This is a genomic window from Paenibacillus sp. FSL M7-0896 (genome assembly GCF_037975415.1).
Lineage (GTDB): Bacteria > Bacillota > Bacilli > Paenibacillales > Paenibacillaceae > Paenibacillus_AQ > Paenibacillus_AQ silagei.
The window spans coordinates 6,156,318-6,181,772 of sequence record NZ_CP150250.1 but is presented as its reverse complement, the minus strand read 5'-3'; the positions used below and the strand labels follow the sequence as shown (position 1 = coordinate 6,181,772).

Sequence of the window (25,455 nt, the reverse complement as noted above, 5' to 3'; positions counted from 1 at the left end):
CGGTTTGATGAGGAGGGGCTGGGTTACTCCAGCCCTTTACTCTAGAGGAAATTGTGATTTGCGTCCGATATGGATAAGTTGTGCATAAAGTTGGGGGTAAGTGTCTTGGAGCATCGGCAGGATGACTATATTCTGGATCAGTAATAGGAATGACTTCGCTGATTTCACCGAACAGCCGGATAGGGTCGAAAAACCGACCACATTCGGTGCGGCAGAGGCGTGTGGGCCGAATGTGGTCGAAAAACCGACTACATTCGGTGCGGCAGAGGCGTGTGGGCCGGATATGGTCGAAAAACCGACTACATTCGGTGCGGCAGAGGCGTGTGGGCCGGATATGGTCGAAAAACCGACCACATTCGGTGCGGCAGAGGCGTGTGGGCCGGATATGGTCGAAAAACCGACCACATTCGGTGCGGCAGAGGCGTGTGGGCCGAATGTGGTCGAAAAACCGACTACATTCGGTGCGGCAGAGGCGTGTGGGCCGGATATGGTCGAAAAACCGATCACAATGGGGATGCCGCAGGCATTTTGTTCTCGTATGGAAAGGAAAGTTTGCCGAATGTAGGTGAAAAACCGATTACAATATGCCGCTAAGAAGGTAAGTTGATAACAGAGAAGTCCGCAGCCATGCCACACAGGCTGCGTTCTTCCCTGTTTGTGCTGAATAAGTAATGCTAGATAAGGGCATGACATCCGCTTAACTTAACATTCACAGGATTAAACTTGTATGTTAGCATTACTTGTAATTCTATTACTTACCAAATTTAGATGATTGAGAGGGGAGCGGAGCTCATGCTGAAAGTCATGATTGTGGACGATGAACCCTGGGTTCTGGAAGGACTCCGGACGATGGTGGACTGGGAAAAGTGCGGATTCGAGGTGTGCGCTGAAGCGCTTAGTGCCGGGGAGGCGCTGCGGCTGATCCGGGAGCACAGGCCGGATCTGCTACTGACGGATATCAATCTTCCGGTGATGAGCGGCTTGGAGCTGATTGCGGCGGTGAAGGAAACGGTAGACCCGCCGCCCCGGTTCGTGATCCTGAGCGGATATGACGATTTCAACTATGCCCGGACTGCGCTGCGCCACAAGGTGGACGGCTACCTGCTGAAGCCGGTGGATGATGAGGAGATCGAGGAGCTGCTCGGAAAGATCCGAGCTATTATTCATTATGAAACCGCTTCCAGAAAAGAGGAACGGAAGAAGCATAATATTCTGGTGCATAATCTGATCAGCCGTTGTGTCCAGGGGGATTGGAGTGAGGAGCTGGAACACGCCGCCTGCGGTCTGCTGGGGCTTCAGCCTGATACAGAGCTGCAATGCATACTTGCTGCTGCCATATCAGGTTCAGGTACGGTGAGCCTGAATGAAGGGGATACCGAAGGCTTCCCGGATCACCTGGGCTATGTCTTCCAGGACCCGGCCGGAAGGGCCGGGCTTCTGATTCGCTCAGCCGGACTGTCCACGGAAGCGCTGGAGGCAGCAGCCGCTCAGGTGCAGAAGGTGCAGTCAGCGAAGCTGGGGGTACCGGTAGCTGTAATGATCAGCGGCCGGGGGAACGGACTGCGCGCCGTCCAGGAGCTGTACACCCAGACGCTTGAGGTCTGGGGGCTTAAATACCGGAAGGAGCGGGGCGGAATTTTCTACTACAACGATCTGCGTACGGCCCGCTTGTCTCCCGAATTCACTGACGGGCACTTTACGCGTGTGCTGGATGAGGTGAAGGAAGGCGTGCCTGAGAGAATCCGGGCCGCTGCCAGGGAAGCCTTCGCAGCCATGACCGCCAAGAGGGTGAGTATTGACGCTGCACAAGCTGAGGTAGCCCATCTGGAGATGACCTTATGCCGGAGTATTGCTGAGATGCAGGGAGACCCCGACCAGATCATGTGTGCGATGCACAAGGAGTACGGCAACTTGGGCGGACTCACGGACTATTACAAGCTTAGCCTGTATGTGGACCGGCTCTGCCTGGAGACCGCAGCGTACCTCACCGAGCTGCGGGCTAATAACGAGGGGAACACCATCTATAACGTGATTCAATACGTAGATCTGGAATTCCGCAGCAAGCTGCAGCTCCAGGACCTCGCCAGGCAGTTCCACATGAATTCTGCCTATCTGGGCCAGTTGTTCCGCAAGGAGACGGGGCGCAGCTTCAGCGATTATCTGAATGAGAAGCGGATCGAAGCGGCCAAAAGCCTGCTCAAGCGCACCCAGCTCAAGATATCGGATATCGCGGTGCAGGTGGGCTTTTCCAATACCGATTATTTCATCGACAAGTTCAAGAATAAGGTGGGTTCATCACCTTCGGTGTACAAGAATGCCCACAACAATAAACAGCTCTAAAATAACCCCACAAAGTGGGGCTATGGCTTCGAAGGTTACTCAGATACTTTGCGGGGACCCCGAAATCTAAAGTAACCCCACAAGGGGGATCTTTGGCTTCGAAGGTTACTCAGGTACTTTGCGGGGACCCCGAAAACATATAAGTTCTATAATGATAGGAAAGCCGGGTGTGTGTGAGGGATGGCGACAAAACGGTTTAAATTCGGCACCATCGTCAATGATATTCCGCTAAGCTACAAGTTCTATCTTATCTACATTGTGGGTGTGCTCCTGCCGATCATGGTGCTGAATCTGGTATTCCTGGAGCGGATTACAGATCTCATCAAATCGAGGGAGCAGCAGAATCTGGAGATTTCCATGGAGCGGGCGCGGAAGGACATTCATGATTTTATTGAAGGGGGAGTCTCTGTCGGCTACACGCTGGCTGCGGATAAGAATCTGTACGAGATGCTGGACCGGACCTATACGGACTCTATCGAATTCTATAGTATGTTCAACGAACAATTGAGAGACCGGATGAACAGCTATATGCCTGTCAATAACCAGCTGGAACGAATCAGTATATTCACGAACAACCAGACGGTTGTATCCGGGGGGAATTATCAGGTAATGAACGATAAAGTATGGTTCAGTGACTGGTACCGGCAGGCCAAGAAGGCCACTACCCAGGTCTATGTTGCTGCTTACCGGATCATGGAGAACAAGAATCTGGCTTCATCCACCCCGACGCTCAGCATTATTGAGACCATGGACAATTACCGTAATCTGAACAACTATGAGAAGGTGCTGCGGATCGATCTGGACCTCAGTGAGATCTATGACATTATCGTCCGGGAACGGGATTACCTAAGCCTCTATCTGATCAATGGGGAGAACAAGATCGTGATGTCAGCGGACAGCGGCTATCAGCACATTACGGATGATCCCTATCCGGTATTCGATCAGTGGGGGGACAGTCAGGACGAGAGCGAGGGGGTTCGGGTAATGGCTGTAGGGACGGCGAATTATCTCAAAGGCTGGCGGATTGTCGGAATTACGCAGGGGGAGCGGATCTCCCAGGCGATTCTCGATATCCGGCTGTATGCGGCGGGACTGGCAACAACACTGACCGTATTGACCAGCGGATTCATCTATATCATGCTGCGCTCCTACAACTACCGGGTGAAACGCCTGTCCCGGCATATGCAGAAGGTGACGAACGAGAAGTTCGAGCTGATCGCCATCGATGAGGGCCGGGATGAGATCGGCGGGCTAATCCACAATTTTAACCGGATGACCTCCAGAATCCACTCCCTGATCAACGATGTGTACAAGCTGGAGATCCAGAGCAAGAACCTGGAGATGGAGCGCGTCAGGGCGGAACTGAATTTCCTGCAGAGCCAGATGAACCCCCACTTCCTGTTCAACACGCTGAATGCGATTCTGGTGGTCTGCACCAAGAACAAATATAACGATGTCACCGATATTATAAAAAGCTTGTCGAAGCTGCTGCGCAGACTATTGAGCTGGAAGGAGGATCTGGTGCCGGTGCGCGAGGAGATCGCATTTATCGACATGTATCTGCGGATTGAGAAATTCAGGTTCAGGGATAAATTCGATTATACCTTTGAGATCGATGAGCAGTCCCTGGATTATAAAATACCGAAGCTGAGTATGCAGCCGCTGGTCGAGAATTCCTGCAAGCATGGCCTGCAGACGATTGAGGGGCTGGGCGTAATCAAAGTGGCTGCGGTCGTGCTGGATAACAGGCTGCAGATTACAGTATCCGACAATGGTAAGGGCATGGAGCCGGAGAAGCTGAAGGAGCTGATGTTCGCGGTCCGCAAGGAGGATTACTCGGGCACCCACATTGGGATTCGCAATGTATACCGCAGACTGGAGCTGAATTACGCAGATCAGGTGCGCTTCGAGATATCCAGTACGCCGGATCAGGGAACCGTAGTGACCTTTGGCATTCCCCTGAAGCTGCTTGAGAAGAATTATTCCCTGGAAAGAGAGGTATAGACGATGAAATACAAAGTTCTATTAATCGATGACGAGCCTAGCGCTCTGGAAGGTATGGAGATGTGGATCGATTGGCAGGAGCTGGGCTTCGAGCTGTGCGGAACCTGCGGCAACGGCCGGGAGGGGCTGCAGATGATGAAGCAGCTTCAGCCGGATCTGGTCATTACCGACATCCATATGCCGCTGATGAATGGTCTGGAGATGATCGGGGAGTGGCGGCAGGAGGGGACGGATTCGACGAAGTTCGTCATTCTGAGCGGCTACAGTGAGTTTGAATACGCCCGCACGGCCATCAGCTACGGAATCAATCACTATCTGCTGAAGCCGGTCTTCCCGGAGGAGGCTACCGAGGAGCTGCGGGAGATCCGCTTGGAGCTGGAACAGGAGGCGAACCGCAGAAGAATCCATGAGACAGCTTCCGGGGAAGAGGCGGTAACCTTAATCAAGGGGCTGTTATATGGCAAAAAGGGAGAACCCGAGCTTATGGAATGGCTGGAGACTCTGCCCGGCTTCAAGGAGAGTACTTCGTGGAATATTTGCCTGATCCGGACGGTCCCGGAGCTGTACACAGAGGTACGGAGCCGCACAGTCTCCCTGCTGGCCGGATATCAGGCAGTGGTGACGATCGATCTGGAAGCGGGATTGCTTGGGATCGTGTACGGCATGACGGCAGGCAGCGGGGAAGACGGCGGAATAGCTGAAGTGCTGGATATCCTGCTGCGCGAGTACGGGAGAGGGAAGATTCACATCGCGCTGGGAACCCCGGAGGACTTCTTGTTGTCCATAGAGGGCAGTTATGGCCGGGCCAAAGAGACGTTGCTCCATTTCTTTTACGAGCCGGAGCAGGCAGGGGTGCTGGCTTACAGCGCGGTACAGGACAAGCCCTTCAGTTATCACTATGACCATATCGGGCTGATGGATGCTCTGCTGGACTGCGTGAATCTCCTGGACGCGGATGGCTACCGCGAGGCACTGGAGGCAGCGGCCCGCAGCTTCCGGGAACAGCAGGTGGCGCCGGAGGTAGTGCGCAAATTCGTAATCCACCTCATGTACCGGATATTCGCACTCGCACCCGGGGCAGAAGCCGCAGGCGAGGGGGGCGGAGTGGCCTCGGGTGTTGAGGTATCAGAGATTCAGCAGGCGATGACCCCGCTGAGCGGGCTGCTCAGCCGCTTATTGTCCTACGGCGGGAAGGCCATAGATCTGCTGGTGCAAGAGCAGAATTATAAGTCGCATGGGATTGTCCGGGAGATCAACCAGTACATCGGGGAGCATTATCAGGAGAGTCTGAGCATTCAGAAGCTGGCCGAGATCTTCTTCCTGCATCCGGTATACCTGGGGCAATTATTGATTAAGAAGAACGGGATGACCTTCAATGAGCAGCTGCATCATCTGCGGATTCAGGCTGCGGCTGAGCTCCTGCGCGGGAGCAGGCTGAAGCTCTCAGAGATTGCCGAACGTGTCGGTTATGCCAATTATGGACAGTTTCTGAAGCGGTTCGAGAAGGAGCTGCACATGGGCCCGAATGAGTACCGGCATGCCAAGTTCTAAAATTTTCGGGGGTACACCTTTAGTTCGGTCGTATTTTAGCGGATAGTTCACCTCTATAATTTACTTGTGTAAGTGCTTACAAATTAAAGACAAACACTATGGAGGTGCTTTAATGGGGGGCAAGTCGAAAATGACGTTTAAGTATTCCCTGGTTGCGCTATTAACCCTTAGCTTCGCACTGTCAGGCTGCGGCGGGGGCAACGACAAGAATGCTGCTACAACTGACAAAGCAAAGGCGACTACAACAGCGGATTCTGCTTCAGCTAACACGGGAGGAAAGGTTGAACCGTTCAAGGTTAGCGCATTTATCGGGGTAGCCGGGCAACAGCCGACACCGGACAACAAGATCTACAAGAAGATCAAAGAGGAGACCGGTGCCAGCTTCGATATGGAATTCCTGGCAGGTGATATTAACCAGAAGCTGGGCGTTATGATTGCAGGCCAGGATTATCCGGACCTTATGACCGGGAGCACCAAGCTTACAGCAGCAGGGGCTTATATCCCGCTTGAAGACCTGATCGAAGAGCATGCGCCGAATTTGAAAGCGCATTATGCAGAATATTGGAACATGATGAAGGACCCGAATGACGGACATATTTATATTTTGCCTAACTACGGTGTATATAACGGTAAGGTCAACAGCTCATGGTATTCAGGACCGGCCTTCTGGATTCAAAAAGCAGTGCTTAAGGAATTCAACTATCCGAAGGTTAAGACACTGGATCAGTACTTTGACCTGATTGAGCAATATAAAGCAAAGTATCCCAAAATCGACGGAAGCCCGACCATCGGGTTCGAAATTCTGAACTATGACTGGAAAAACTGGGGGCTGTTCAACGCACCTCAGCATCTGATCGGACATCCGAATGATGGCGGCGTAGTCGTGAAGGACGGCGTGGCCGAGGTATTTGCCAATAAGGATTATGCCAAGAAGTACTATCAGAAGCTGAACGAGATGAACGAGAAGGGCATTATCGACAAAGAAACCTTTGTGCAGAACTACGACCAGTATATGGCAAAGCTGTCCAGCGGAACCGTTCTGGGGATGTTCGACCAGCACTGGAACTTCAACGCTGCTGAGGATTCACTGACGACTCAGAATAAAATTGAACGCACTTATGTAGGTCTTCCGCTGGTATACGATGAGTCGACCAAAGACCACTACCGCGATCTTGCGGTGCTCAATCTTAACAATGGCTTCGGCATCAGCATTAATGCCAAAGATCCGGTGAAGATTATCAAGCTGCTCGACACCCTGATGGATGAGAAGTGGCAGAAGCTGTTCTCCTGGGGTGTAGAAGGCGAGGATTATATTGTTGAGAACGGCAGATTCATGAGAACCCAGAAGCAGCGTGATGATGCAGCCGATGCAACCTGGCAGCTGGCCAACAAGGCCAAATCATTGTTCGAATATCTGCCTAAGACCGAAGGAAGCTACAGCGACGGCAACTCCACGGATGCCGCTGCACAGCCGGAAGAATACAAAGCAGGTCTGAAGCCGTACGATAAGGAAGTTCTGGATGCCTATGGCTTCAATTCCTACGTGGACTTCTTCAGCGATCCGCCGCCAAATCCTGTGTATTATCCTGCCTGGTCCATCGACCTGATTGAAGGCTCGGATGCCAAAATCGCCAGTACCAAGCTAAATGAGCTGCAGACCAAGTTCCTGCCGAAAGCCATTCTTGCCAAGCCGGCCGAATTCGATTCCGTATGGACCGATTATACGGAACAGATCGAGAAAGCCAATGTGAAGGCTTACGAAGACAAGATCAATGAGCAGATTAAGTGGAGAATTGAGAACTGGAGTAAATAATGTAAGGTCTGGTACCGGGTTTTAGAAGGTGGAAGGCCGTCAACCGGCCTTCCGCCTTACATTAATTTGATGGAGTAGGAGACAACGAATATGGATGAGACCTTAGAAATAGATACTGGCGTCCGGCGTCCGAAGAAGAACAAGAAGAAAAAGCAGCCGATTACCTGGCGCGTGATTAAGAATCAACAACAGCTGATCTGGATGTCCGTGCCTTTAATGCTCTACATTATCCTTTTTGCCTACGTTCCTGTGTGGGGCTGGACCATGGCGTTCCAGAACTACAGACCGGCCAAGTCCTTCGGCGAGCAGGAATGGGTGGGACTGAAGCAGTTCAAGTTTTTGTTCACCGATGATAACTTCATTCGTGTCCTGCGCAATACGCTGGCCATGGGGGTTATCAATCTGATCCTCGGCTTCGTTACAGCCATCGTGCTGGCGCTGCTGCTTAACGAGATTAAGAAAGTATTCTGGAAAAGAACCGTGCAGACGATCTCCTATCTGCCCCATTTCCTGTCATGGATTATCGTTACCGGTATTGTGGCCACCTCGCTGTCCATCAATGACGGGATTGTAAATATCGTTCTGATGAAGCTGCATCTGATTAAAGAGCCGATTCTGTGGCTCAGTGAAGGCAAATATTTCTGGGGAATCGTAGGGGCTTCACATGTGTGGAAGGAAGTAGGCTGGAATACGATTATTTATCTGGCAGCCATCGCTTCCATTGACCCTGCCCTGTATGAGGCTGCCGAGATTGACGGAGCGAACCGTTACAAGAAAATGATGCACGTAACCCTGCCTGGCATCAAGGCAACCATTGTTATTCTGATGATTATGTCCATAGGACATGTGCTGGAAGCAGGCTTTGAAGTGCAGTACCTGCTCGGCAACGGACTGGTAGTAGACTGGGCCGAAACGATAGATATTTTCGTGCTTAAATACGGACTTGCACAAGGGAATTATTCACTCGCAACCGCTGGCGGGATTTTCAAAACGGTGGTCAGCGTGACATTGCTGCTTATGGCTAACGGGATTTCCAAGCGGCTTGGGGAAGAGAGGTTGTTATAATGGCGGATAACCGGCAGATTAGCCCTGGGCATAAAGCAGGCTTTACGGCGAAAAGAAACCTAGGCACCGGCAGACTTGAACCGTTTTTGTTCACTTCCTTCAATACGGTCTTCATGGTCTGTCTGGTGGTTGTGACTTTATATCCATTCATCAATACCATTGCTGTTTCATTTAATGAAGGAAATGATACGATCCGCGGCGGCATTTACTTATGGCCACGACAGTGGACCTTTCAGAATTACAAGGCGATTTTTGCTACCGGAACGATCTTTGATGCTTTCCTGATTTCAGTGGCACGTACAGTGATTTCTACATTGCTTAATATTTTTCTGACAACCATGCTGGCGTATACCTTAAGCCGCAGGGAGTACGTATTCCGTAAGTTTATTACTGTAGTCTTCGTGCTGACGATGTATTTCAGCGCAGGTCTGATCCCGAACTATTTCCTGATTAAGGACCTGGGCCTGCTGAACAGCTTCTGGGTCTATGTTATTCCATCGATGATCAGCGCGTTCAACATGATCGTCATCCGCACTTACATCGGGACTATACCGGAGAGTCTGATGGAATCGGCCAGAATCGACGGCGCCGGGGATTTCAAAATCTTCATGCGGGTCGTCTTCCCGCTCTGTAAGCCGGTGCTGGCGACCATTGCACTGTTCGTGGCGGTCGGAGCCTGGAATGCCTGGTTCGATGCTTTCATCTACACCTCCTCCAAGCAACATCTGAGTACACTGCAGTATGAGCTGATGAAGCTGCTGTCTTCAACGATGAACTCTAACGGGAACCCTACCGTAACCAACGGGGTGGGGATGGATCAGAATTCAGCACGGGCGATGGTCACGCCGATTTCGATCCGGGCAGCTATCACAGTGGTCGCCTCCGTACCTATACTGCTGGTGTATCCGTTCATGCAGAAGTATTTCGTAGTGGGTCTTAATGTCGGCAGTGTGAAAGAATAAGCGTTCAGAGCGAATAGACTTATGTATGCAAAATAGCAAAACGGGTGCAGTCCTACCAGGGACTGCACCCGTTTTTGTGGTACTATCCTGCTTCCCTTGAATAATCCCATAGAGCCGCGAGCATCCTTATAATGCTCTGCTCTTCCAAAGGCTTAGCAATCATTTTGAAAAAAATGATGACACAGCGGAAGAAATACCTTATTATTTAAAGAGATTTTTAATGAAACAGATTTTAAATAATTATAGTACAATAAGTCCTGAGGTTCAGGGAGCATGTCCAGGCAGTCTGTAGGGGAGGGCTTCATATTCTTTCGCTGATTCAGGTTAGCAAGAGCTTCACTCTGAAGGACGGCCCTTATACGGCTGTCGATCAGGTATCACTTGAAGTACAGGCGGGTGCCATTCACGGTATTATTGGCGCCAGCGGGGCGGGGAAGTCCACGCTCCTGCGGCTGATGAATCTGCTGGAGCGGCCCGATGCAGGAACGGTTACGGTTGACGGGCAACAGCTTACGGAGCTGCCGGACAAGGAACTGCGCCGGCAGCGGCAGAGAATCGGTATGATCTTTCAGCATTTTAACCTGATCGGTAATGCTACCGTCAGCCGGAATGTGGCGATCTCTCTAGAGCTTGCCGGAGTGCCGCGTGCAGGGCGGATGAAGCGGGTGGAGGAATGTCTGCAATTCGTAGGCCTTGCAGACAAAGCCGGGCAATATCCGGCCCAGCTCAGCGGCGGACAGCGCCAGCGGGTAGCGATTGCCCGCGCACTGGCCAATAGTCCGAAGCTGCTGCTGTGCGATGAGCCGACATCTGCGCTGGATCCGGGCACCACGGCGGACATTCTGGAGGTGCTGCGTCATATCAATGCTTCCCTGGGCGTAACCATCGTGATCGTTACCCATGAGCTGGACGTTGTGCGTAGCATCTGTTCTGAGGTATCCGTCATGGAGGGCGGACGGATCGTAGATTCCTTCTCCCGCGGCGAGGGCGGCTTCCTCCCGCCGGGAACGCATTCAGGCTCCTTCCGGGAGAGAATCACCGGCAGAACGGGGGCATCCGATGTTTGAGAGTATGCTGAAATACCAGGATCAGATGTGGCAGTCTATCGGCGAGACTTTTGTCATGGTCGGCATTGCCATAGGCGCTGCGCTGCTGGTGGGTCTTCCGCTGGGGACACTGCTGTATTTTTGCCGCAAAGGCCAGTTGTATGAGAATAGAGGGCTGTCTCTGGTGCTGAACAGCATCGTCAATGTCATCCGTTCGTTTCCGTTCCTGCTGCTGGTGGTGGCGCTGATTCCGTTCACGCGGCTGGTCGTAGGTACGTCGATTGGCACACTGGCGGCCACGGTGCCGCTGTCCATCGTTGCCATTGCTTATTACTCACGGCTGGTAGAGCAATCACTGCTGGAGGTTCCGCGGGGAACGATTGAAGCGGCATTGTCGATGGGAGCATCCAAGCTGGGAATCATCTTCAAATTTCTGTATGTAGAGGCCCGTTCAGGGCTGGTGCTGGGACTCACGGCGTCTACGATCAGCTTCATTTCTTTTTCAACCGTAATGGGGGTTGTCGGGGGCGGCGGCGTGGGTGATTTCGCCATCCGTTACGGCTATCAGCGCTTCGAGACTGAGGTGATGATCTATGCCATTCTCGTGATGATTGTGCTGGTGCAGCTCATCCAGTTCACGGGAAGCACGATAGCCAGACTGCTGGACAAACGCTAGAATACTATACAATAATGGGGGCTTGAGAGATATCATGAAGAGAACAGGAAGAAGAATAACCACCACGTTTGCACTGGTACTGCTTATATTGACGCTTGCACTTGCAGGCTGCGGCAACAGCAAAGAAGCGGAAGAGACACCGGCGGCAACCAGCACCGGACCTGTGAAGATCAAGGTAGCCTCGCTGATTCCGCCAATGACGGATATCCTCGATATTGTGAAGCCGATTCTGAAGGAAGAAGGCGTGGACATGGAGGTTGTCGTGCTGTCCGATAATGTGCAGCCGAACGAAGCACTGGCGAATAAAGAGGTGGATGCGAACTTCTTCCAGCATGTCCCGTACATGGAACAGTTCAATGCCAGCAAAGGGGCAAAGCTGGTGCCGGTTCAGCCTGTATATGATGCCATCTACGGCGGGTACTCCAAACGCTTCAAGAATATTGCTGATCTGCCCGAGGGAGCAACGCTTGTGATGGCGAATGATCCTTCCAATATTGGACGCTCCCTGCAAATGTTCGCAGATGCCGGATTGATTACGCTGAAGGATGGGGTAGGAATTCAGGCTACCCAAGCTGACATTACTGCCAATCCGAAGAACTATAAGTTCGAGGAGGTCGATCTGCTTATGCTGGCCCGGATGCTGGATGATGCGGATCTGGTAGCGATGACGCCGGCCTATGCCAGCCCGCTGGGCCTGACTCCGAAGAAGGATGCGCTGATCACCGAGCGTGAAGATTCCGCCTTCACCATCACCCTCGTTGCCCGTGAGGACAACAAGGATTCCGAAGCCATCCAGAAGCTGGCGAAGGCGATCAGCGGCCCGGAAGTGAAGAAGTTCCTGGAGGATAATTACGCGGACATCGCGCTTCCTGCTTTTAAATAGAAGATACACGGATTGACTGCTATATTAAAGTAAACGAAAAAGCTGTCCCAAACGCCATGAACTGGCTGATTGGGACAGCTTTTTATTGTAATTAGGAGTAGCGTGGACACTTGGGTGGACGCTCCGCGAACGGAATTACCTTAGAGCGTTAACGGGATACGCCACCTCATATTGCGCCGCTTCAATCCAGGTTCCGGTAGTGAAATCCCGTCCCCGCACAAGCACTTTATCAGCATAGACTTCTATATAATAGCCCTGGCTGCCGCTCTTGTGTTCATCTGCATCCGTCCAGAGGTAGGCCACCGAAGCAGCATTGAACATTGTAGCCGTCTGCCCGTTGCCGGGAAACATCGTGTTGCTGACCTCCAGCTCCCAGTGGGTATGTCCGGTGAACAGCAAGGTCTGCGGGTGCCGCGACAGAATAGTACGCAGCTCCTGATCCTGTGTTACCCCGTACCATTCCTGAGATTCCAGTGAACCGGCTACCGTATCCTTCAGCGGCTGGTGCAGGAAGAGGAAGACGGGCTGATCCGGCAGGTAAGTCTGTTCCTGGTCAGGCGGCAGTTGCCCGTTAGACTTCGGTTTGTCTGGTGCGTGTTCACCAAGCTTGCGGTCCAGCCACTGCAGCTGTTCAGCGGATAGATTGCAGAACGTAGGCAGCCCTTCCTCCGTGCCGAGGAAGATGAAATGATACCCTGAGATCCAGTGGTCATGATAGGGGCCCGGCATCCCCATCCGGGAAGTATACATCCCAAGGCGGGATTCCCAATGCCCGAGGCCGACATCATGGTTGCCCAAGGTGTAACGAAGCTGCGGCAGTGAGGCTTGATGCTGTTCAAGAATACGCTGGACCTCCTCATACTCCTCCGGGAAGCCATTGTCTGTTATATCTCCAATGTGCATGATGCCGCTGCTGCCTTGAGCATGTCCCGCTATATCCTCAAGCGCCCGTCCGAAGTTCTGATTGTACTCATGCTCGGGATCGGCCGTGACATGGGTGTCGGTAATAATCTGGAACGTCAACAGCGGTTCAGTAACGCCGGGTGTGGCAAATGTATTCATAGGCAAGCGAAGCCTCCTTGAAATATTTTTTATTCGTTAGGCTAATGCCCCTTGGTACTAATGTTCAAACCAATAATTCCGGCTACAATCACAGTCACCCATAGGAGGGAGGAGCCCGTCAGCCTCTCTTCGAACAACAATGCCCCCGCCAGAGAAATCAGGAGGATACCCGCCCCGGACCATACGGCATAAGCGACTCCAACCTTGATGGAGGTGAGGGCGACACTCAGTGAGGTGAAGCTAATTCCGTAGAATACGAACATCAGCACAGAGGGCCAGGGCCGGGTGAGGCCATGCGACAGCTTCATGGAGACCGTTCCAGACAGCTCGAAGACAATAGCTAAGGCAAGAAATACCCAGGCCATGGCCCCTTCGGCCTTCATCGTACCATCCTTCGTACGCCAAGCTCCGCATAAGAGGACACGATACAATCTGCATCCGGCAAAAGAGTCCCGGCAGCCCGCGTGTCTGCCGCCAGCCCGGCGGTAATTCCGCCGGCAATCCCAATGGCTGCCGCAGCGCCCGCTGCCTTCGCCATCCGCATATCTCCGTTCGTATCGCCGATCACGGCGGCTTCAGCCGGAGATACCCCCAGCCGCCCGCAGGCAAGCAGCGCCATGTCGGGGAAGGGCTTGCCCCGCTCCACCTGATCGGTGCCGATCACGGCGGTGAAATACTGGCGGATGCCCAGCCAGCGCAGATGACTCTCGGCTGCCGCAGTTTCGTCGGCAGTCACTACGGCCATAGGCGTGCCCTGGGCTGCGCACGCGTCCAGAAAGGGCACCAGCCCGGGAAGAGGACGGACCGGACGGCTCTGCTCCAGCATCGCATCCGCTGCATTCCGGCAGGAGTCCACCAGTTCGACCGCTTCGGCCCAGGATAGGCCGAGAGAATAACCCTGCCAGGACGCAATGGCGTACAGATCGCTCATCGTGCCCATGGCGAGCGGACCGTTGCGGTCGTAATCGGTGATCTTCCCTGCGGCATCATGAACCGTTCCCAGCAGGGAGGCCCGGTGCTGCTCAGGGAAGCTTAGTCCGCGCTGCTCAAGCTTCCAGGTGAACTGGTCCAGGAAGCACTCGCCCCAGCTTCCCCAGAGGGATACGAACTGTAGTAAGGTTCCATCCTTGTCGAAGAGGATGGCCGATATGGGATAGTTTCCTTGCGGAGTGTTAAGCTCAATCACGCAGCGTCCCCCTTCATAATTTGAATAGTCAAGATGCTCTCACATTCAGATAGAAACCGCCGCCTTCATCAGACGGCAGTATATTTGTTCCTGCATGCGTAGTTCAGCCGTTCTATTTCAGGTTATCCAGTGCCGCCTGAGCCGTCTGCTGCGCTTCCTTCAGCGCCTCGGCTGCAGGGATATTCTCAATCTGCACCTTATCCGCTGCGATGGTCAGGGCATCATTAATTTTGCCGCCTGTCGGGTCCTGGAACGGAGGGGAAGCGTGAGCCGCCTGCTGCAATGGAATCTTGATCTGCGGATTGCTCTCACTGAAGGCGACGAATGCCGGATCTTTGAGTGCAGACTCACGGACAGAGATGTAGCCGGTGTTGATGGACCAGAAGGCCGTATTCTCGGAGCTTGTGAAGTAGGTCAGCCATTTCATCGCTGCCTGCTTCTCGGCGTCTCCGGCTTTGGCAGGAATACCGGCCATACTCGCCCCGGCGACAGGTTTGCCTTCGCCGGCTCCGGCCCAGCCCGGTTGCTCCATAGCGGAGACGACGCTGAAATCGAGGTCGCCCTGGTCGCCGCTGGAGCCGGTGTATCCGGCCGCCTGGCCTTTCATCACATCGTCAATTGTCTTGTACCAGTACTCCCAGCCTTGCCCGCCCGAATGAATGCGCATCGTCTTGTCCTCATGAATTGCTTTGCGGAAGAACTCCCAGGCGTCGATCCACTCCGGGGAATCAATCGTGACCTTGGTGCCGTCCTCACTAAGAATACTGCCTCCTTTGCTGAGAGCGGCATCAACCATATTGCCGGAGCCCCACATCGGTTCCCAGCCGTAGAAGGTGGTTTTGCCACCTTCGGAGATGGTCATTTTTTTCGCGGCCGCAGCGAGGTCTTCCCAGGTCTTAATCTGGCTGGCGTCTATGCCGCTTTTCGCAAAAGCATCCTTACGGTAGTACATCACCTGGGTCGATCCATACATTGGGAGGAAATACTGCTTGCCGTCAACCTGGCCCTGGTTCAGGAAGGTCTGGACGAAATCCTCTTTATTGAAGTCCGGCTGCCCGGCAATCAGCTCATCCATCGGGGCGTAATAACCCTTGCGCGCCCAATCGATATTGGAGGAGAGGACCGCCGCCGGGACCTGCCCGGCAGCAATCGCTGCCTGAAGCTTCTGTTCGGTCTCTGTATAATCCCCCTGCACGATCCCCTTGACGATGACCTCCTGCTGGGAGGCGTTGAATTTCTGAATGAGCGATTCCATATTTTCACCCAGCTTGCCGCCGAGCCCATACCAGAATTCAATCGTGACCGGTGCGCCTCCAGCCGGAGCGGCATTGGCAGCAGGGACTGCGGCGGCTGCTCCGTCCGCTGTGACTGCATTGTCGGGAGCGGCATTTCCGCCGCAAGCGGTGAGCACGGAGAGTCCGGCGATCAGGGATGCTGCAGACAACCTTTTGAAAATAGAAGAATTTCTCGCTGGAACGGTACCGTCCTTTAAAAGGATGGCGAAGCTGTTTCCACTTGATACGTTCATCATCATTCTCCTCTTGGGTATTGAAGTTTAGGGTTTAGCCTTTACTTGAGCCTGCGGTCATGTTGACACTTTGCATTATCGTTTTCTGCGCCAGCAGGAAGATTAGCAGCAGCGGGGCAATCGTGAAGGCGCTGGCGGCCATGATGAGCGGCCATTTCAGTCCGTAAGCACCTCCTTCCACGAAGAAGCTGCGCAGACCGGCCGAGACCAGCTGCAGGCTGGGGTCCTTCGTAATGAGCATCGGCCAGAAGTAATTGTTGTACTGGTCAATGAAGGTAATCAGCGCCAGTACGGCGAATGAGGATCTTGTGACCGGCACAAGGATCGTCCATAGAATCCGCATATGCGAGGCACCGTCCACTTCACCGGCCTCCACCAGCTCATGCGAGACTTGAAGGAAGGCCTGCCTAATCAGGAAGATCGAGAATATACTCACACAGTTGGAGAGAATCAGGCCCGCATAGGAGTTCAGCAAGTGTAACTCGGAGAGGACCAGGTATCCGGGCAGGTAGACTGCCGTTGCAGGAACCATATAACCGAACAGAATCACTCCGGCAAAAACGCCCTTCAGGCGGAATTTCATATGCGTCAGCGCATAAGCCATCATCCCGGAATTGATTGTCTGCAGGAGGACAATGGAGACAGCGACGAAGATACTGTTACCCATATATCTGGCGAACGGCGCCTCGTTCCAGGCAGCGGCGAAGTTGCCCCACAGCGGCACCTCAGGCCAGAGTGTGGGCGGAGAGCGCCAGATCTCATCATTGGTCTTGAGGGCACTCGTAACCATCCAATAGAACGGGAAGGCCATCAGAAGAGCAAGCGCGGCGAAAAAAATCTGGCGGACCAGCCTACTGATACGTGTGAATATAGGCAAGCGGTGAGACCTCCTTAAGGGCTGATGGTAAAGCTTCTATTGATAATGAGTGGTCCGCTTGCTGATCCCGAAAGAGAGGACCGACAGCAGCATGCAGATCAAGACCAGAACGACAGCTACGGAAGAAGCCTCTCCGATCTGGAACGATTCGAAGGCGGACTGATAATACAGATAGAGCAGAGTGCGGGTGGAGCCGGACGGGCCGCCCTGGGTCAGGACATTAATCTGGTCATAGGCCTGAAGTGCCGAGACTAACTGCACCACGAATAAGAAAAGAGTAGTCGGCGAGATCAGCGGCCATGTAATCCGCAGGAACTTCTGCACCGGGCTTGCCCCGTCCAGCTCCCCGGCTTCCAGCAGGTCGGAAGGCACATTGCGCAGCGCCACCAGATAGAAGATCATTGCCCAGCCGACCGACTTCCAGATCGTGACCAGCAGGACGCCGGTTAATGCCCATTTGGGGTCCTGCAGCCAGCCGATGGAGTCCAGACCGAAGAAGTTCAGCACCGCATTGGCAAGTCCGGCTTCAGGCTGATAGATCCAGGACCAGACGATAGACACAGCGACGGTCGGCGTCACCCAAGGCGAGAACAGCAGGATCTGATAGAGGGCTGAGCCCTTCAGCTTTCTGTTCATGAGGAGGGCCAGACCCAGTCCGAACAGGATCACCGGCAGCACACTGCCGAGACAGAAGAGAACGGTCACCCTTAGCGCTTTGTAAAAAGCGGGGTTGCTGAGCAGATCGGTATAATTCTGCCAGCCGACAAAGGTTTTCTCCGGGCTCATGAAATCCCATTCCGTGAAGCTGAGATACAGCACATACAGCAGCGGCGCGAGCCAGAACACGGCGAACGGGATCATGGCCGGCAGAGTGAACAGCACGGGCTTCAAGCCGCTGAATAACCTTGAACGTGTCATTTTCGTCCATATTCTCCATTTCCTCCACATTGGTTGATGCGGTATAATGCAGAGGACAGTTCCTCTGTTCAAAAAAAATTGTACACTCATGAGGCAGGCTTGTGGTTAAGCGGGCGTAAAGCCCGTTCGGATTTTCTGTAAAATTTGTAGGATGATTGCCGTAAAGCTGCGGTATTGTGTAAGGTAGAGAGAACGATTCTATGTGAAAATGAGGTGCCACCTGATGAAGCAGGCCGCATTCGGCGAAGAAAATCCGCACCGTTCGCCCCGGGAGCAGCTGCTCGGCCCGGTAATCGATGCCATAGCCCAGACCATGGATTTATATGGAGCAAATTATTCTTTCGGACAGCTGTACGGAGTGATGTTCTTCGAGGACAAGCCGATGACGCTGGAGGAAATGAAGCAGGTCATGAATATGAGTAAAAGCAATATGAGCTACGGAGTCCGCTCCCTGATCGCCTCCCGGATGGTCACGAAGCTTCCGGAGAAGCGTGAGCGGAAGGAGCTGTACGCAGCGGAGACGGACTTCTTCGAGGCCTTCCGGAACTTCTTCACCCTGAAGCTTCAGCGGGAGATCGATGTGATGCAGGAAGCCATGGGAGCTGCGGTCCCTGACCTCCAGGCACTGGCCTATGCAGCAGACACACCCGAAGAGGAGCGGCAGGCCTGCCTCAGAGATTTGGAGAAGCTGGAGCATGCGGCCGAGTATTATGCCTGGCTGCAGCGGTTCGTGTCGGGGCTTGCGGAGGGGGTTGTTTTTGGCGGCGAACGGGGAAGTACAGGCGAGGAAGGCGGAGTATGAGCTATGAATAATCAGATTCTTATTGTTGATGATGAGACGGATATAGTTAATCTGCTTAAAGATTATTTTGAGATAAATGGTTATAAGGTCTTAACCGCGCGGAGCGGCGGGGAGGCATTACGCAAAGTAGTGTATAATCCAGACATTATTTTACTGGATATTAATATGCCGGAAATTGATGGTCTTGAGGTGTGCACTCGTATACGGGATTTCGTATCCTGCCCTATTATATTCCTGACTGCGCAAGTGGGAGAGTCAGATAAAATTAATGGCTTTCGTGTGGGCGGGGATGATTATATTGTGAAGCCATTCAGCATTGATGAGCTTGGAGCTAGGGTAGAGGCACATCTGCGCCGTGAACGAAGACAATCTGTTAAGACACAAACCAGATTTTCAGATGATTTAGTGATCGACTATTCTTCCAGATTGGTTTACTGCAAAGGATGCCCAATATCTTTTGCCAAGAAAGAATTTGGTATTATTGAGTTGTTGTCAATGAACATCGGTCAGGTTTTTGATAAGGACCATATTTATGAAAAAGTCTGGGGCCTGGACCATGAAGGAGATAGCATCGTTGTTGCAGAGCATATCAGAAGAATTCGGTCTAAATTTAATGAGGTTAGTGATCACATATACATTTCAACAGTATGGGGTGTGGGCTATAAATGGGTAGGGTAATAAAAGGTTGGCGTAACTTATCCATTAGGGTGACATTTATGATCTATATGCTTGTATTTGTCCTTATTGCCGGACTCCTTAGTGTGATTACTATTACTGGGGCAGGCCAGATACGTAATAATATGTTTCTGAAGTATAACGACTCTTACACCTCAGCGGACATTGAGAATCCAGCCATTGTCTACAACATGAAGGACTTCAATACAGATTATTCTTATACAGATGAACAGATTATTAAGTTATGCAGTTTTCTGGACTCCTGGTCCATTTTGATATTTTTTGGGCTGGCTACCTTGTCGGCCTCCTGGTTGTTTTACCATAATAAGCTCAAACAACCGATTGGGATTTTGCGCGAAGCTTCTAATAAAATATCCAATAATGACTTGGATTTTCATATTCCGCACTATAGTGAAGATGAAATGGGGCAGCTGTGCAGGTCTTTTGAGAGCATGAGAGCTGCTTTGGAGGATAACAACCGTCAGATGTGGCGTTCTATAGAGGACAGAAAACAGTTGAATGCAGCTTTTTCACATGATCTCCGGACACCGCTGACAGTATTAAGAGGTTACGCGGATTTTTTAAATAGATATCTGCCAGAAGATAAAATAAGCAAGGAGAAGCTACTGGATACCATAACAACCATGAGTATACATATATTACGGCTGGAGAATTATGTGCAAATTATGGGCGAGGCCCAAAAACTCGAAGATATCTCGGTAGCATGGACCCAAGTAGAGGTTTCCGTTTTTTTGAAACAACTAAGCAGTTTGGCTGAATTTCTGGCACGGGAACATTCATTGGAATTATCATTTGAAAATCAAATCGCTGAACAATCGTTGAACATTGATACAGGAATGGTTACCAGGATATACGAAAATATGATTGCCAATTCGCTTCGTTATGCAAGTCAGACGATTTCTGTACGATTTGAATTTGTTAAAGGATTCTTTTCGATTACAGTTAATGATGATGGCAAAGGGTTCTCAAGTCAGGATCTGAAGCTTGCTACCACGCCATTTTATACAAGCAAGGCGGAAGATGAGGAGAGCCATTATGGCATGGGGTTGAATATTTGCAAGGTACTGGCTGAGAAGCAAGGGGGCAGTATTCAGCTAACGAACAATAAGTCAGGTGGCGCCTGTGTGAAAGTTTCGATTTTGCTGCACCAAAGTTGATAAATAATAGATAACTATTGGATATCCTTTCCTAGAGAACCACTTAGGGGAGGATATTTTTGTATCCACGTATAAAGGGAGGCGCCGATATGATTCTGGAAGGAAAGAAATTATGTAAATATTATGGCAGTGGAGAAGGTCAAGTGAAGGCAATCCACAATGTTGATTTCTCAGTGGCGAAAGGTGAGTTTATCTCTATTGTTGGACAGTCTGGTGCAGGCAAAAGTACATTAATGCACATCATTGGGGGGTTGGATGCTCCTACAAGCGGTGAGGTCATCATAAATGGGACTTCCATTTATACATTGCCAATGAGTCAACTAGCAGTGTTTCGCCGCCGCCAGATTGGATTTGTGTTTCAGGCTTTTAATTTGGTACCCTCACTTAATGTGTGGGAGAACATCATTTTACCCATTGGGCTGGATGGGAAGAAAGCAGATGTTACCTATATTGAAGATATTTTAAATACTTTGGGGATCTATGAAAAGCGGGCCAGTCTGCCCACAGTATTGTCTGGCGGCCAGCAGCAAAGGGTGGCAATTGCCCGTGCATTGGCAGCTAGACCGGCTATTGTGCTCGCAGATGAACCCACAGGAAATCTCGATAGCCGTTCTAGCAATAACGTTTTGGATTTGCTGCGTTTATCCGTAGAGAAATATAATCAGACTTTGATTGTTGTAACGCATAATGACGAAGTGGCTAAGCTTGCAGGTCGGACTGTTCGAGTGGTGGACGGTTCCATAGCAGTAGAGGTAGAAGGATGAAAAATACGATTACTGTCCACAATGTATCCCTGAAAAATCTACGTCATCACAAAAGCCGGACCTTATTGACTGTAGGTACAGTTGCTTTAGCCGTAGCCTTAATTTTTGTGGTGCTGACTTATTTTTACTCTGACGACCAGAGGAGCAAGCGAGAAGCGATTAATGAGTTAGGTGCCTATCATGTGCAGTATGAGCATTTGTTGCCGGAGCAGCAACAAGCTATTGAGAATAATCCGAAGATAAAAAAGCACTATGTTTCCTATATCAGTAAAAATGTTAAGTCGGACACGTTTGAAAAATTAAATATTAATATGGCTATAAGTTATATAGAGGGAATTAATGAAGGACTGATTCAATTAATGCAAGGGAGGGCTCCGGTCACTGACGACGAAATTGTATTGGATAAATGGGTAATTGAGGAACTTGGCTTTTCTCCTAATATAGGAGTAGTAATTCCATTGAATTTGCAAGTTATGAATGCAGGGGAAACAGAACATATAACAAAAAAATTTAAGCTAGTTGGCATTATTGATGATATCGCCGTACGTAAAACGGTTAGAGCTGGTCTAATGTTTATTTCTCAAAACCTTTCCAGGCAATATAGTCCTAACCCGGATGTTGTTCTATTTGCTCTTTTGAATTCAGACTTTAATGCTTCATCTACGGCTCACAAAATTGGTGAGGGCTCTCAGCTAAAAGATGATCAAATACAAATAAATGAACGTTACAATGGCGCATATGAGCAGAATCCGTTAACTATTCTGAAAGTAACCCTTGTTGTGTTTGTAATTATAATTAGTGCAGCCATGGTTATTTATAACATATTCAATATATATATATCAGAGCAGATCCGTTTATTTGGGATGATGAAAGCAATAGGAATGACTCCTAATCAACTGCGAAAGATGATTCTTACGGAAGGACTTATGATTCCGCTGGTTGGGAGTTCTATGGGGCTTTTGCTGGGTGTAGGGGGAAGTGCAGCATTTATTCCCTTCTTAGGAAATATGGCTAGTGGTAGCTCCGAATTATATGTTCAACTGTCTCCTAACATTGCTTGTATTGCTTTAATTACAGGCCAGATTCTCGTTGTATTTTCTGTTTATATTCCTGCTAAAAAAGTAGGAAAAATTACGGAGATTGCAGCTATTCGTTATAATCCCGCTGAAGACTTGGGAAAGAGAAGTCATAAGACCAAAAAAAAATTCAAAAACTCAATTAGCGGTTTTGCTCTGGTATTGGCACAAATGATCCGATACCGTAAACGTACTTGGGTTACCATAACATCGATTACCCTGACAGGACTTATTTTTGTGGTCACTTGGAGTATTCTTAGTAGTATTAATATTAATAATATGGCTGGAAGTATGGTGCCTGGTGATTATAAATTAAGTACTGCTGCTTACCGTGGAACTGATGTAAACCTAGATCTGTTAAATAACAAAGTTATAAACCAAGTAGATGCTATTACTGGTGTCAAGACAGTATTAACAGAAATGTATGATGTCTTGATCTATAACAAACAAGATGCAAACCTTCATCTCAAGGACATGGCGAGTATGAAAAACCCGGAAATTCGTACGGATATTTATGCTTACGATGATGGCTTAATGAAAAATACACTCAAGATGCTCGGGAAAGATGATTCTATGCTTACAGAACTGAGAAATGGTGATAATCTCATTGCGGTCGCGGAAGATGGAAGGTACAAAGTGGGTGATAAAATACGATTGGCAAAGTATGGAGAAGGAAAGAAAGAACGTGTATTCACTATTGTCGGTGTATTGCCCAATTATGTTACGTATAAAGGTAGTACTTCAGAGGGGGGAGCTCTTATTGCGCATCAGAACCTGTTTAAACGATTGGACTCAGATCAACGTATTAAGCAGATTAGTGTTTTAGCCGATCAAGGCCAACAAGGGAAGGTAGAGCAAACCCTCAAAGGGATTGCAAATGCCGATCGGAGAATAACATTCACTTCTTTTCAAGAAATATATCAAGAGTTCAATGGAATGAAGAAAGTGCTTCAATTGGCGGCTAATGGTCTTATTTCAGCATTAATGATTATTAGCATATTTAATTTAATAAATTCCAATTTAACGAGCATGAATTCTAGAAAGCGGGAAATTAGCTTAATTGAAGCTATTGGACTGTCGCGGAGTCAGCTGATTTTACAATTAGGCAGTGAAGGCTTAATGGTGATCCTAATCAGTCTGGTGTTCACTTTTTCACTGGGCATTCCAGCAGGATATTTTGGCGTTGAAATTTTCAAGCAATCCGCCACCTATGTCCAATATCAACTGCCAATGACAGCCATGCTAACCCTATTATTCGCCTATTTTATAGTTCAAGTAGGGACTACCTTTTATATGCAGTGGCGCTTAAGCAAGGAGAGCTTGATGGAACGAATCCGGTTTAGTGAATGAGCGAGGGACAGCAAATAGTTTAATATAATCTTGAAGGGGGAAATAATAGTGTTTCAACCTAAAGTGAATTCTACAAAACCCATTTACAGTATATTAGTTTTGGTAATTGTTATTGCATTATCGTTAACAGCATGCGGAAGTAAAAAGGGGGATGGGATTTCTCCTGAGTATCATGGCGTAAAATACACAGGTCAAGGAGATGTGGAAACAAAAGTTAATGTGGTTATTTATAATGAAGATGATATTTTGTTTCTTCAGACCGTTAAGATTATTGATGATAACCCCACAGTCTGGAAAGCACTTCAGGCCATTTCAGACAATGCTGAACAGGGGATGCTAATCGAAAAGGATCAGAAAGGACAAATAATTAAGGTAGGTGATATAAAAAATGATAAAGAGAAGCACTGGAAACTTTTTATTAATAATACTATTGAAGAGGGAGATATTGAGAAAGTAGGGCTTGACGAGAACCAGCCGCTAACATTGAGATACTCTAACGATTAGTCAATGTACGGGGAGGGATCATGCTATAATATTGCCCAGGGGATGTTCTTATAAATGATAGAACGGGAGACCCCTCATAAACCTGTTTTTAGGGAAAAGGGATGACGCGGCTTGAAGCATAAGGGGAAAATGAATCAGTTATATGTGGTGGGAATAGCACTCTTATTTGTTTATTTATTTTGGGGAGGCACCTATGTCGGCATGAAGATTGCCATCGAGACGATGCCGCCCTTTCTGATGGCAGGGGTCCGCTTTTTCACGGCAGGTGTGGTCCTGTACCTCATTGCCAGAGTAAGCGGAGCGAAGCGTCCGGCCGGGCGTGAATGGCGATCCTCCGCGATTGTAGGTGCCTTGCTGCTGCTTGGGGGCAACGGGGTAGTAGCCTGGTCAGAGCAAAGAGTCTCTTCCTCCATCGCTTCGCTCATCGTAGCGGCGGTGCCTGTCTGGATGATGCTGATGGGTTGGCTTGGACGCGGCGGCAAACGGCCGAATACCGGAGTCATCGCAGGAATTGTTCTTGGACTGCTCGGCATCGCCGTGCTGGTCTTCCAGCCGGGGAAGGGAGAGGGCGGTACCGCTACCGATATGATTGGCATTATTACCTTGCTGGCAGCTTCCATAAGCTGGGCGGCAGGGTCTATGTACTCCCGAAGCGCAACCATGCCGGGTTCACCTTTGATGTCAACGGCTGCTCAGATGCTAACAGGAGGCGCGCTGCTGGTGATTTTCTCCTATTTTACCGGCGACTGGTCTCGGTTTGAACTCTCCGGCATTTCTATGCGCTCTTACCTGGCTCTGGCCTACCTGATCACTTTCGGCTCCATTGTCGGCTACACAGCCTATATCTGGCTGCTTAAGAATGCTGACGCTACCCTCGTCTCCACGTATGCCTTCGTGAATCCGGTAGTCGCTGTGCTGCTTGGCTGGCTGCTGGTAGGCGAACAGCTTACCTTGAACACCCTGATCGCTGCCGTGATCATTATCGGGGCTGTGGTTTTGGTGACTCTTTTCCGAAGTAAGCCACAGCCGGCGGCTACTCAAGCAGCGCTTGATATACAACCGCCGCAGCAGTCGGTACACTGAGAGCGAATAACCACATTCTGCTGACTGTTCAGGTACGCTATTATTAAGCTGTATTTCATATCTTATAACAGCAACAGCCGGTACTCTATTAGAGCATCCGGCTGTTTCAGCA

General features: G+C 50.4%; 23 protein-coding genes. 17 read left to right on the top strand and 6 right to left on the bottom strand.

Features of this window, described 5'->3' with window-relative positions; translation table 11 throughout:
* Positions 1 to 121: 121 nt before the first annotated feature.
* The 10 genes from MKY12_RS26610 to MKY12_RS26565 all read left to right on the top strand — a co-directional run bounded on the left by MKY12_RS26610 (position 122) and on the right by MKY12_RS26565 (position 12,340).
* Entirely contained in the window at positions 122 to 565 is a 444-nt protein-coding gene (locus tag MKY12_RS26610) for a hypothetical protein (protein ID WP_339311561.1), read from the top strand.
* A gap of 227 nt (positions 566 to 792) precedes the next feature.
* On the top strand, positions 793 to 2,340 hold the full coding sequence (locus MKY12_RS26605; protein WP_339311559.1) for a response regulator transcription factor: 1,548 nt from the start codon (positions 793 to 795) through the stop codon (positions 2,338 to 2,340).
* A 180-nt stretch (positions 2,341 to 2,520) separates the two neighbouring features.
* Positions 2,521 to 4,344 carry a sensor histidine kinase gene (locus tag MKY12_RS26600; RefSeq protein ID WP_339311558.1) on the top strand — a complete coding sequence of 608 codons (1,824 nt, stop codon included), beginning with the start codon at positions 2,521 to 2,523 and terminating at the stop codon, positions 4,342 to 4,344.
* A 3-nt stretch (positions 4,345 to 4,347) separates the two neighbouring features.
* Positions 4,348 to 5,895 (top strand): response regulator, encoded by a 1,548-nt coding sequence (locus MKY12_RS26595; RefSeq protein WP_339311557.1) that lies wholly within the window; start codon positions 4,348 to 4,350, stop codon positions 5,893 to 5,895.
* Positions 5,896 to 6,007: 112 nt separating this feature from the next.
* Complete coding sequence (locus MKY12_RS26590; RefSeq protein WP_339251127.1) at positions 6,008 to 7,708, top strand: sugar ABC transporter substrate-binding protein; 1,701 nt, start codon at positions 6,008 to 6,010, stop codon at positions 7,706 to 7,708.
* Between the two features lie 90 nt (positions 7,709 to 7,798).
* Positions 7,799 to 8,773, top strand: coding sequence for an ABC transporter permease subunit (locus tag MKY12_RS26585; RefSeq protein WP_209878954.1), 975 nt, complete (start codon positions 7,799 to 7,801; stop codon positions 8,771 to 8,773).
* Positions 8,773 to 9,735: a carbohydrate ABC transporter permease gene (locus MKY12_RS26580; RefSeq protein ID WP_339251124.1), complete on the top strand. Its 963-nt coding sequence runs from the start codon at positions 8,773 to 8,775 to the stop codon at positions 9,733 to 9,735. The genes MKY12_RS26585 and MKY12_RS26580 overlap by 1 nt, the downstream gene beginning before the upstream one ends.
* 305 nt (positions 9,736 to 10,040) lie before the next feature.
* Positions 10,041 to 10,802 (top strand): ATP-binding cassette domain-containing protein, encoded by a 762-nt coding sequence (locus MKY12_RS26575; protein WP_339257617.1) that lies wholly within the window; start codon positions 10,041 to 10,043, stop codon positions 10,800 to 10,802.
* Positions 10,795 to 11,457 (top strand): methionine ABC transporter permease, encoded by a 663-nt coding sequence (locus MKY12_RS26570; protein WP_036731110.1) that lies wholly within the window; start codon positions 10,795 to 10,797, stop codon positions 11,455 to 11,457. The genes MKY12_RS26575 and MKY12_RS26570 overlap by 8 nt, the downstream gene beginning before the upstream one ends.
* Before the next feature lie 34 nt (positions 11,458 to 11,491).
* The gene (locus MKY12_RS26565; protein ID WP_339251121.1) at positions 11,492 to 12,340 is read left to right on the top strand and encodes a MetQ/NlpA family ABC transporter substrate-binding protein; all 849 of its coding nucleotides are present in this window, start codon (positions 11,492 to 11,494) and stop codon (positions 12,338 to 12,340) included.
* 135 nt (positions 12,341 to 12,475) lie between these two features.
* Here MKY12_RS26565 and MKY12_RS26560 read toward each other — a convergent pair whose 3' ends face one another.
* The 6 genes from MKY12_RS26560 to MKY12_RS26535 form a co-directional block, all read right to left on the bottom strand.
* Entirely contained in the window at positions 12,476 to 13,402 is a 927-nt protein-coding gene (locus tag MKY12_RS26560; protein WP_339251119.1) for a metallophosphoesterase, read from the bottom strand.
* Positions 13,403 to 13,443: 41 nt separating this feature from the next.
* Entirely contained in the window at positions 13,444 to 13,785 is a 342-nt protein-coding gene (locus MKY12_RS26555; protein ID WP_036731114.1) for a multidrug efflux SMR transporter, read from the bottom strand.
* Entirely contained in the window at positions 13,782 to 14,588 is an 807-nt protein-coding gene (locus tag MKY12_RS26550) for an HAD family hydrolase (RefSeq protein WP_036731116.1), read from the bottom strand. The genes MKY12_RS26555 and MKY12_RS26550 overlap by 4 nt, the downstream gene beginning before the upstream one ends.
* A 112-nt stretch (positions 14,589 to 14,700) precedes the next feature.
* Entirely contained in the window at positions 14,701 to 16,116 is a 1,416-nt protein-coding gene (locus MKY12_RS26545) for an ABC transporter substrate-binding protein (protein ID WP_339311555.1), read from the bottom strand.
* A 34-nt stretch (positions 16,117 to 16,150) separates the two neighbouring features.
* Positions 16,151 to 16,993: a carbohydrate ABC transporter permease gene (locus MKY12_RS26540; protein ID WP_339311553.1), complete on the bottom strand. Its 843-nt coding sequence runs from the start codon at positions 16,991 to 16,993 to the stop codon at positions 16,151 to 16,153.
* 36 nt (positions 16,994 to 17,029) lie between these two features.
* The gene (locus MKY12_RS26535; protein ID WP_339311551.1) at positions 17,030 to 17,911 is read right to left on the bottom strand and encodes a sugar ABC transporter permease; all 882 of its coding nucleotides are present in this window, start codon (positions 17,909 to 17,911) and stop codon (positions 17,030 to 17,032) included.
* Positions 17,912 to 18,134: 223 nt separating this feature from the next.
* Here MKY12_RS26535 and MKY12_RS26530 point away from each other — a divergent pair, with 223 nt between their 5' ends.
* From MKY12_RS26530 to MKY12_RS26500, 7 genes are all read left to right on the top strand, one after another.
* Positions 18,135 to 18,713 carry a transcriptional regulator gene (locus MKY12_RS26530; protein ID WP_339311550.1) on the top strand — a complete coding sequence of 193 codons (579 nt, stop codon included), beginning with the start codon at positions 18,135 to 18,137 and terminating at the stop codon, positions 18,711 to 18,713.
* A gap of 3 nt (positions 18,714 to 18,716) precedes the next feature.
* The gene (locus MKY12_RS26525; RefSeq protein ID WP_339311548.1) at positions 18,717 to 19,391 is read left to right on the top strand and encodes a response regulator transcription factor; all 675 of its coding nucleotides are present in this window, start codon (positions 18,717 to 18,719) and stop codon (positions 19,389 to 19,391) included.
* 38 nt (positions 19,392 to 19,429) lie between these two features.
* On the top strand, positions 19,430 to 20,566 hold the full coding sequence (locus MKY12_RS26520; RefSeq protein ID WP_339251111.1) for a HAMP domain-containing sensor histidine kinase: 1,137 nt from the start codon (positions 19,430 to 19,432) through the stop codon (positions 20,564 to 20,566).
* An 89-nt stretch (positions 20,567 to 20,655) separates the two neighbouring features.
* Positions 20,656 to 21,330, top strand: coding sequence for an ABC transporter ATP-binding protein (locus MKY12_RS26515; protein ID WP_339251110.1), 675 nt, complete (start codon positions 20,656 to 20,658; stop codon positions 21,328 to 21,330).
* Positions 21,327 to 23,756 (top strand): FtsX-like permease family protein, encoded by a 2,430-nt coding sequence (locus MKY12_RS26510; RefSeq protein WP_339251108.1) that lies wholly within the window; start codon positions 21,327 to 21,329, stop codon positions 23,754 to 23,756. Before MKY12_RS26515 ends, MKY12_RS26510 begins: the two co-directional genes overlap by 4 nt.
* 48 nt (positions 23,757 to 23,804) lie before the next feature.
* Positions 23,805 to 24,260 carry a hypothetical protein gene (locus MKY12_RS26505; RefSeq protein WP_339251106.1) on the top strand — a complete coding sequence of 152 codons (456 nt, stop codon included), beginning with the start codon at positions 23,805 to 23,807 and terminating at the stop codon, positions 24,258 to 24,260.
* Between the two features lie 129 nt (positions 24,261 to 24,389).
* Positions 24,390 to 25,343 carry an EamA family transporter gene (locus MKY12_RS26500; RefSeq protein WP_339251104.1) on the top strand — a complete coding sequence of 318 codons (954 nt, stop codon included), beginning with the start codon at positions 24,390 to 24,392 and terminating at the stop codon, positions 25,341 to 25,343.
* The last annotated feature ends 112 nt before the right edge of the window (positions 25,344 to 25,455 follow it).

Coding starts and splice junctions, on each gene's coding strand:
- MKY12_RS26610 (WP_339311561.1), top strand. CDS start 122: ATGACTATATTCTGGATCAGTAATAGGAATGACTTCGCTGATTTCACC.
- MKY12_RS26605 (WP_339311559.1), top strand. CDS start 793: ATGCTGAAAGTCATGATTGTGGACGATGAACCCTGGGTTCTGGAAGGA.
- MKY12_RS26600 (WP_339311558.1), top strand. CDS start 2,521: ATGGCGACAAAACGGTTTAAATTCGGCACCATCGTCAATGATATTCCG.
- MKY12_RS26595 (WP_339311557.1), top strand. CDS start 4,348: ATGAAATACAAAGTTCTATTAATCGATGACGAGCCTAGCGCTCTGGAA.
- MKY12_RS26590 (WP_339251127.1), top strand. CDS start 6,008: ATGGGGGGCAAGTCGAAAATGACGTTTAAGTATTCCCTGGTTGCGCTA.
- MKY12_RS26585 (WP_209878954.1), top strand. CDS start 7,799: ATGGATGAGACCTTAGAAATAGATACTGGCGTCCGGCGTCCGAAGAAG.
- MKY12_RS26580 (WP_339251124.1), top strand. CDS start 8,773: ATGGCGGATAACCGGCAGATTAGCCCTGGGCATAAAGCAGGCTTTACG.
- MKY12_RS26570 (WP_036731110.1), top strand. CDS start 10,795: ATGTTTGAGAGTATGCTGAAATACCAGGATCAGATGTGGCAGTCTATC.
- MKY12_RS26565 (WP_339251121.1), top strand. CDS start 11,492: ATGAAGAGAACAGGAAGAAGAATAACCACCACGTTTGCACTGGTACTG.
- MKY12_RS26560 (WP_339251119.1), bottom strand. CDS start 13,402: ATGAATACATTTGCCACACCCGGCGTTACTGAACCGCTGTTGACGTTC.
- MKY12_RS26555 (WP_036731114.1), bottom strand. CDS start 13,785: ATGAAGGCCGAAGGGGCCATGGCCTGGGTATTTCTTGCCTTAGCTATT.
- MKY12_RS26545 (WP_339311555.1), bottom strand. CDS start 16,116: ATGAACGTATCAAGTGGAAACAGCTTCGCCATCCTTTTAAAGGACGGT.
- MKY12_RS26535 (WP_339311551.1), bottom strand. CDS start 17,911: ATGACACGTTCAAGGTTATTCAGCGGCTTGAAGCCCGTGCTGTTCACT.
- MKY12_RS26530 (WP_339311550.1), top strand. CDS start 18,135: ATGAAGCAGGCCGCATTCGGCGAAGAAAATCCGCACCGTTCGCCCCGG.
- MKY12_RS26525 (WP_339311548.1), top strand. CDS start 18,717: ATGAATAATCAGATTCTTATTGTTGATGATGAGACGGATATAGTTAAT.
- MKY12_RS26520 (WP_339251111.1), top strand. CDS start 19,430: ATGATCTATATGCTTGTATTTGTCCTTATTGCCGGACTCCTTAGTGTG.
- MKY12_RS26515 (WP_339251110.1), top strand. CDS start 20,656: ATGATTCTGGAAGGAAAGAAATTATGTAAATATTATGGCAGTGGAGAA.
- MKY12_RS26510 (WP_339251108.1), top strand. CDS start 21,327: ATGAAAAATACGATTACTGTCCACAATGTATCCCTGAAAAATCTACGT.
- MKY12_RS26500 (WP_339251104.1), top strand. CDS start 24,390: ATGAATCAGTTATATGTGGTGGGAATAGCACTCTTATTTGTTTATTTA.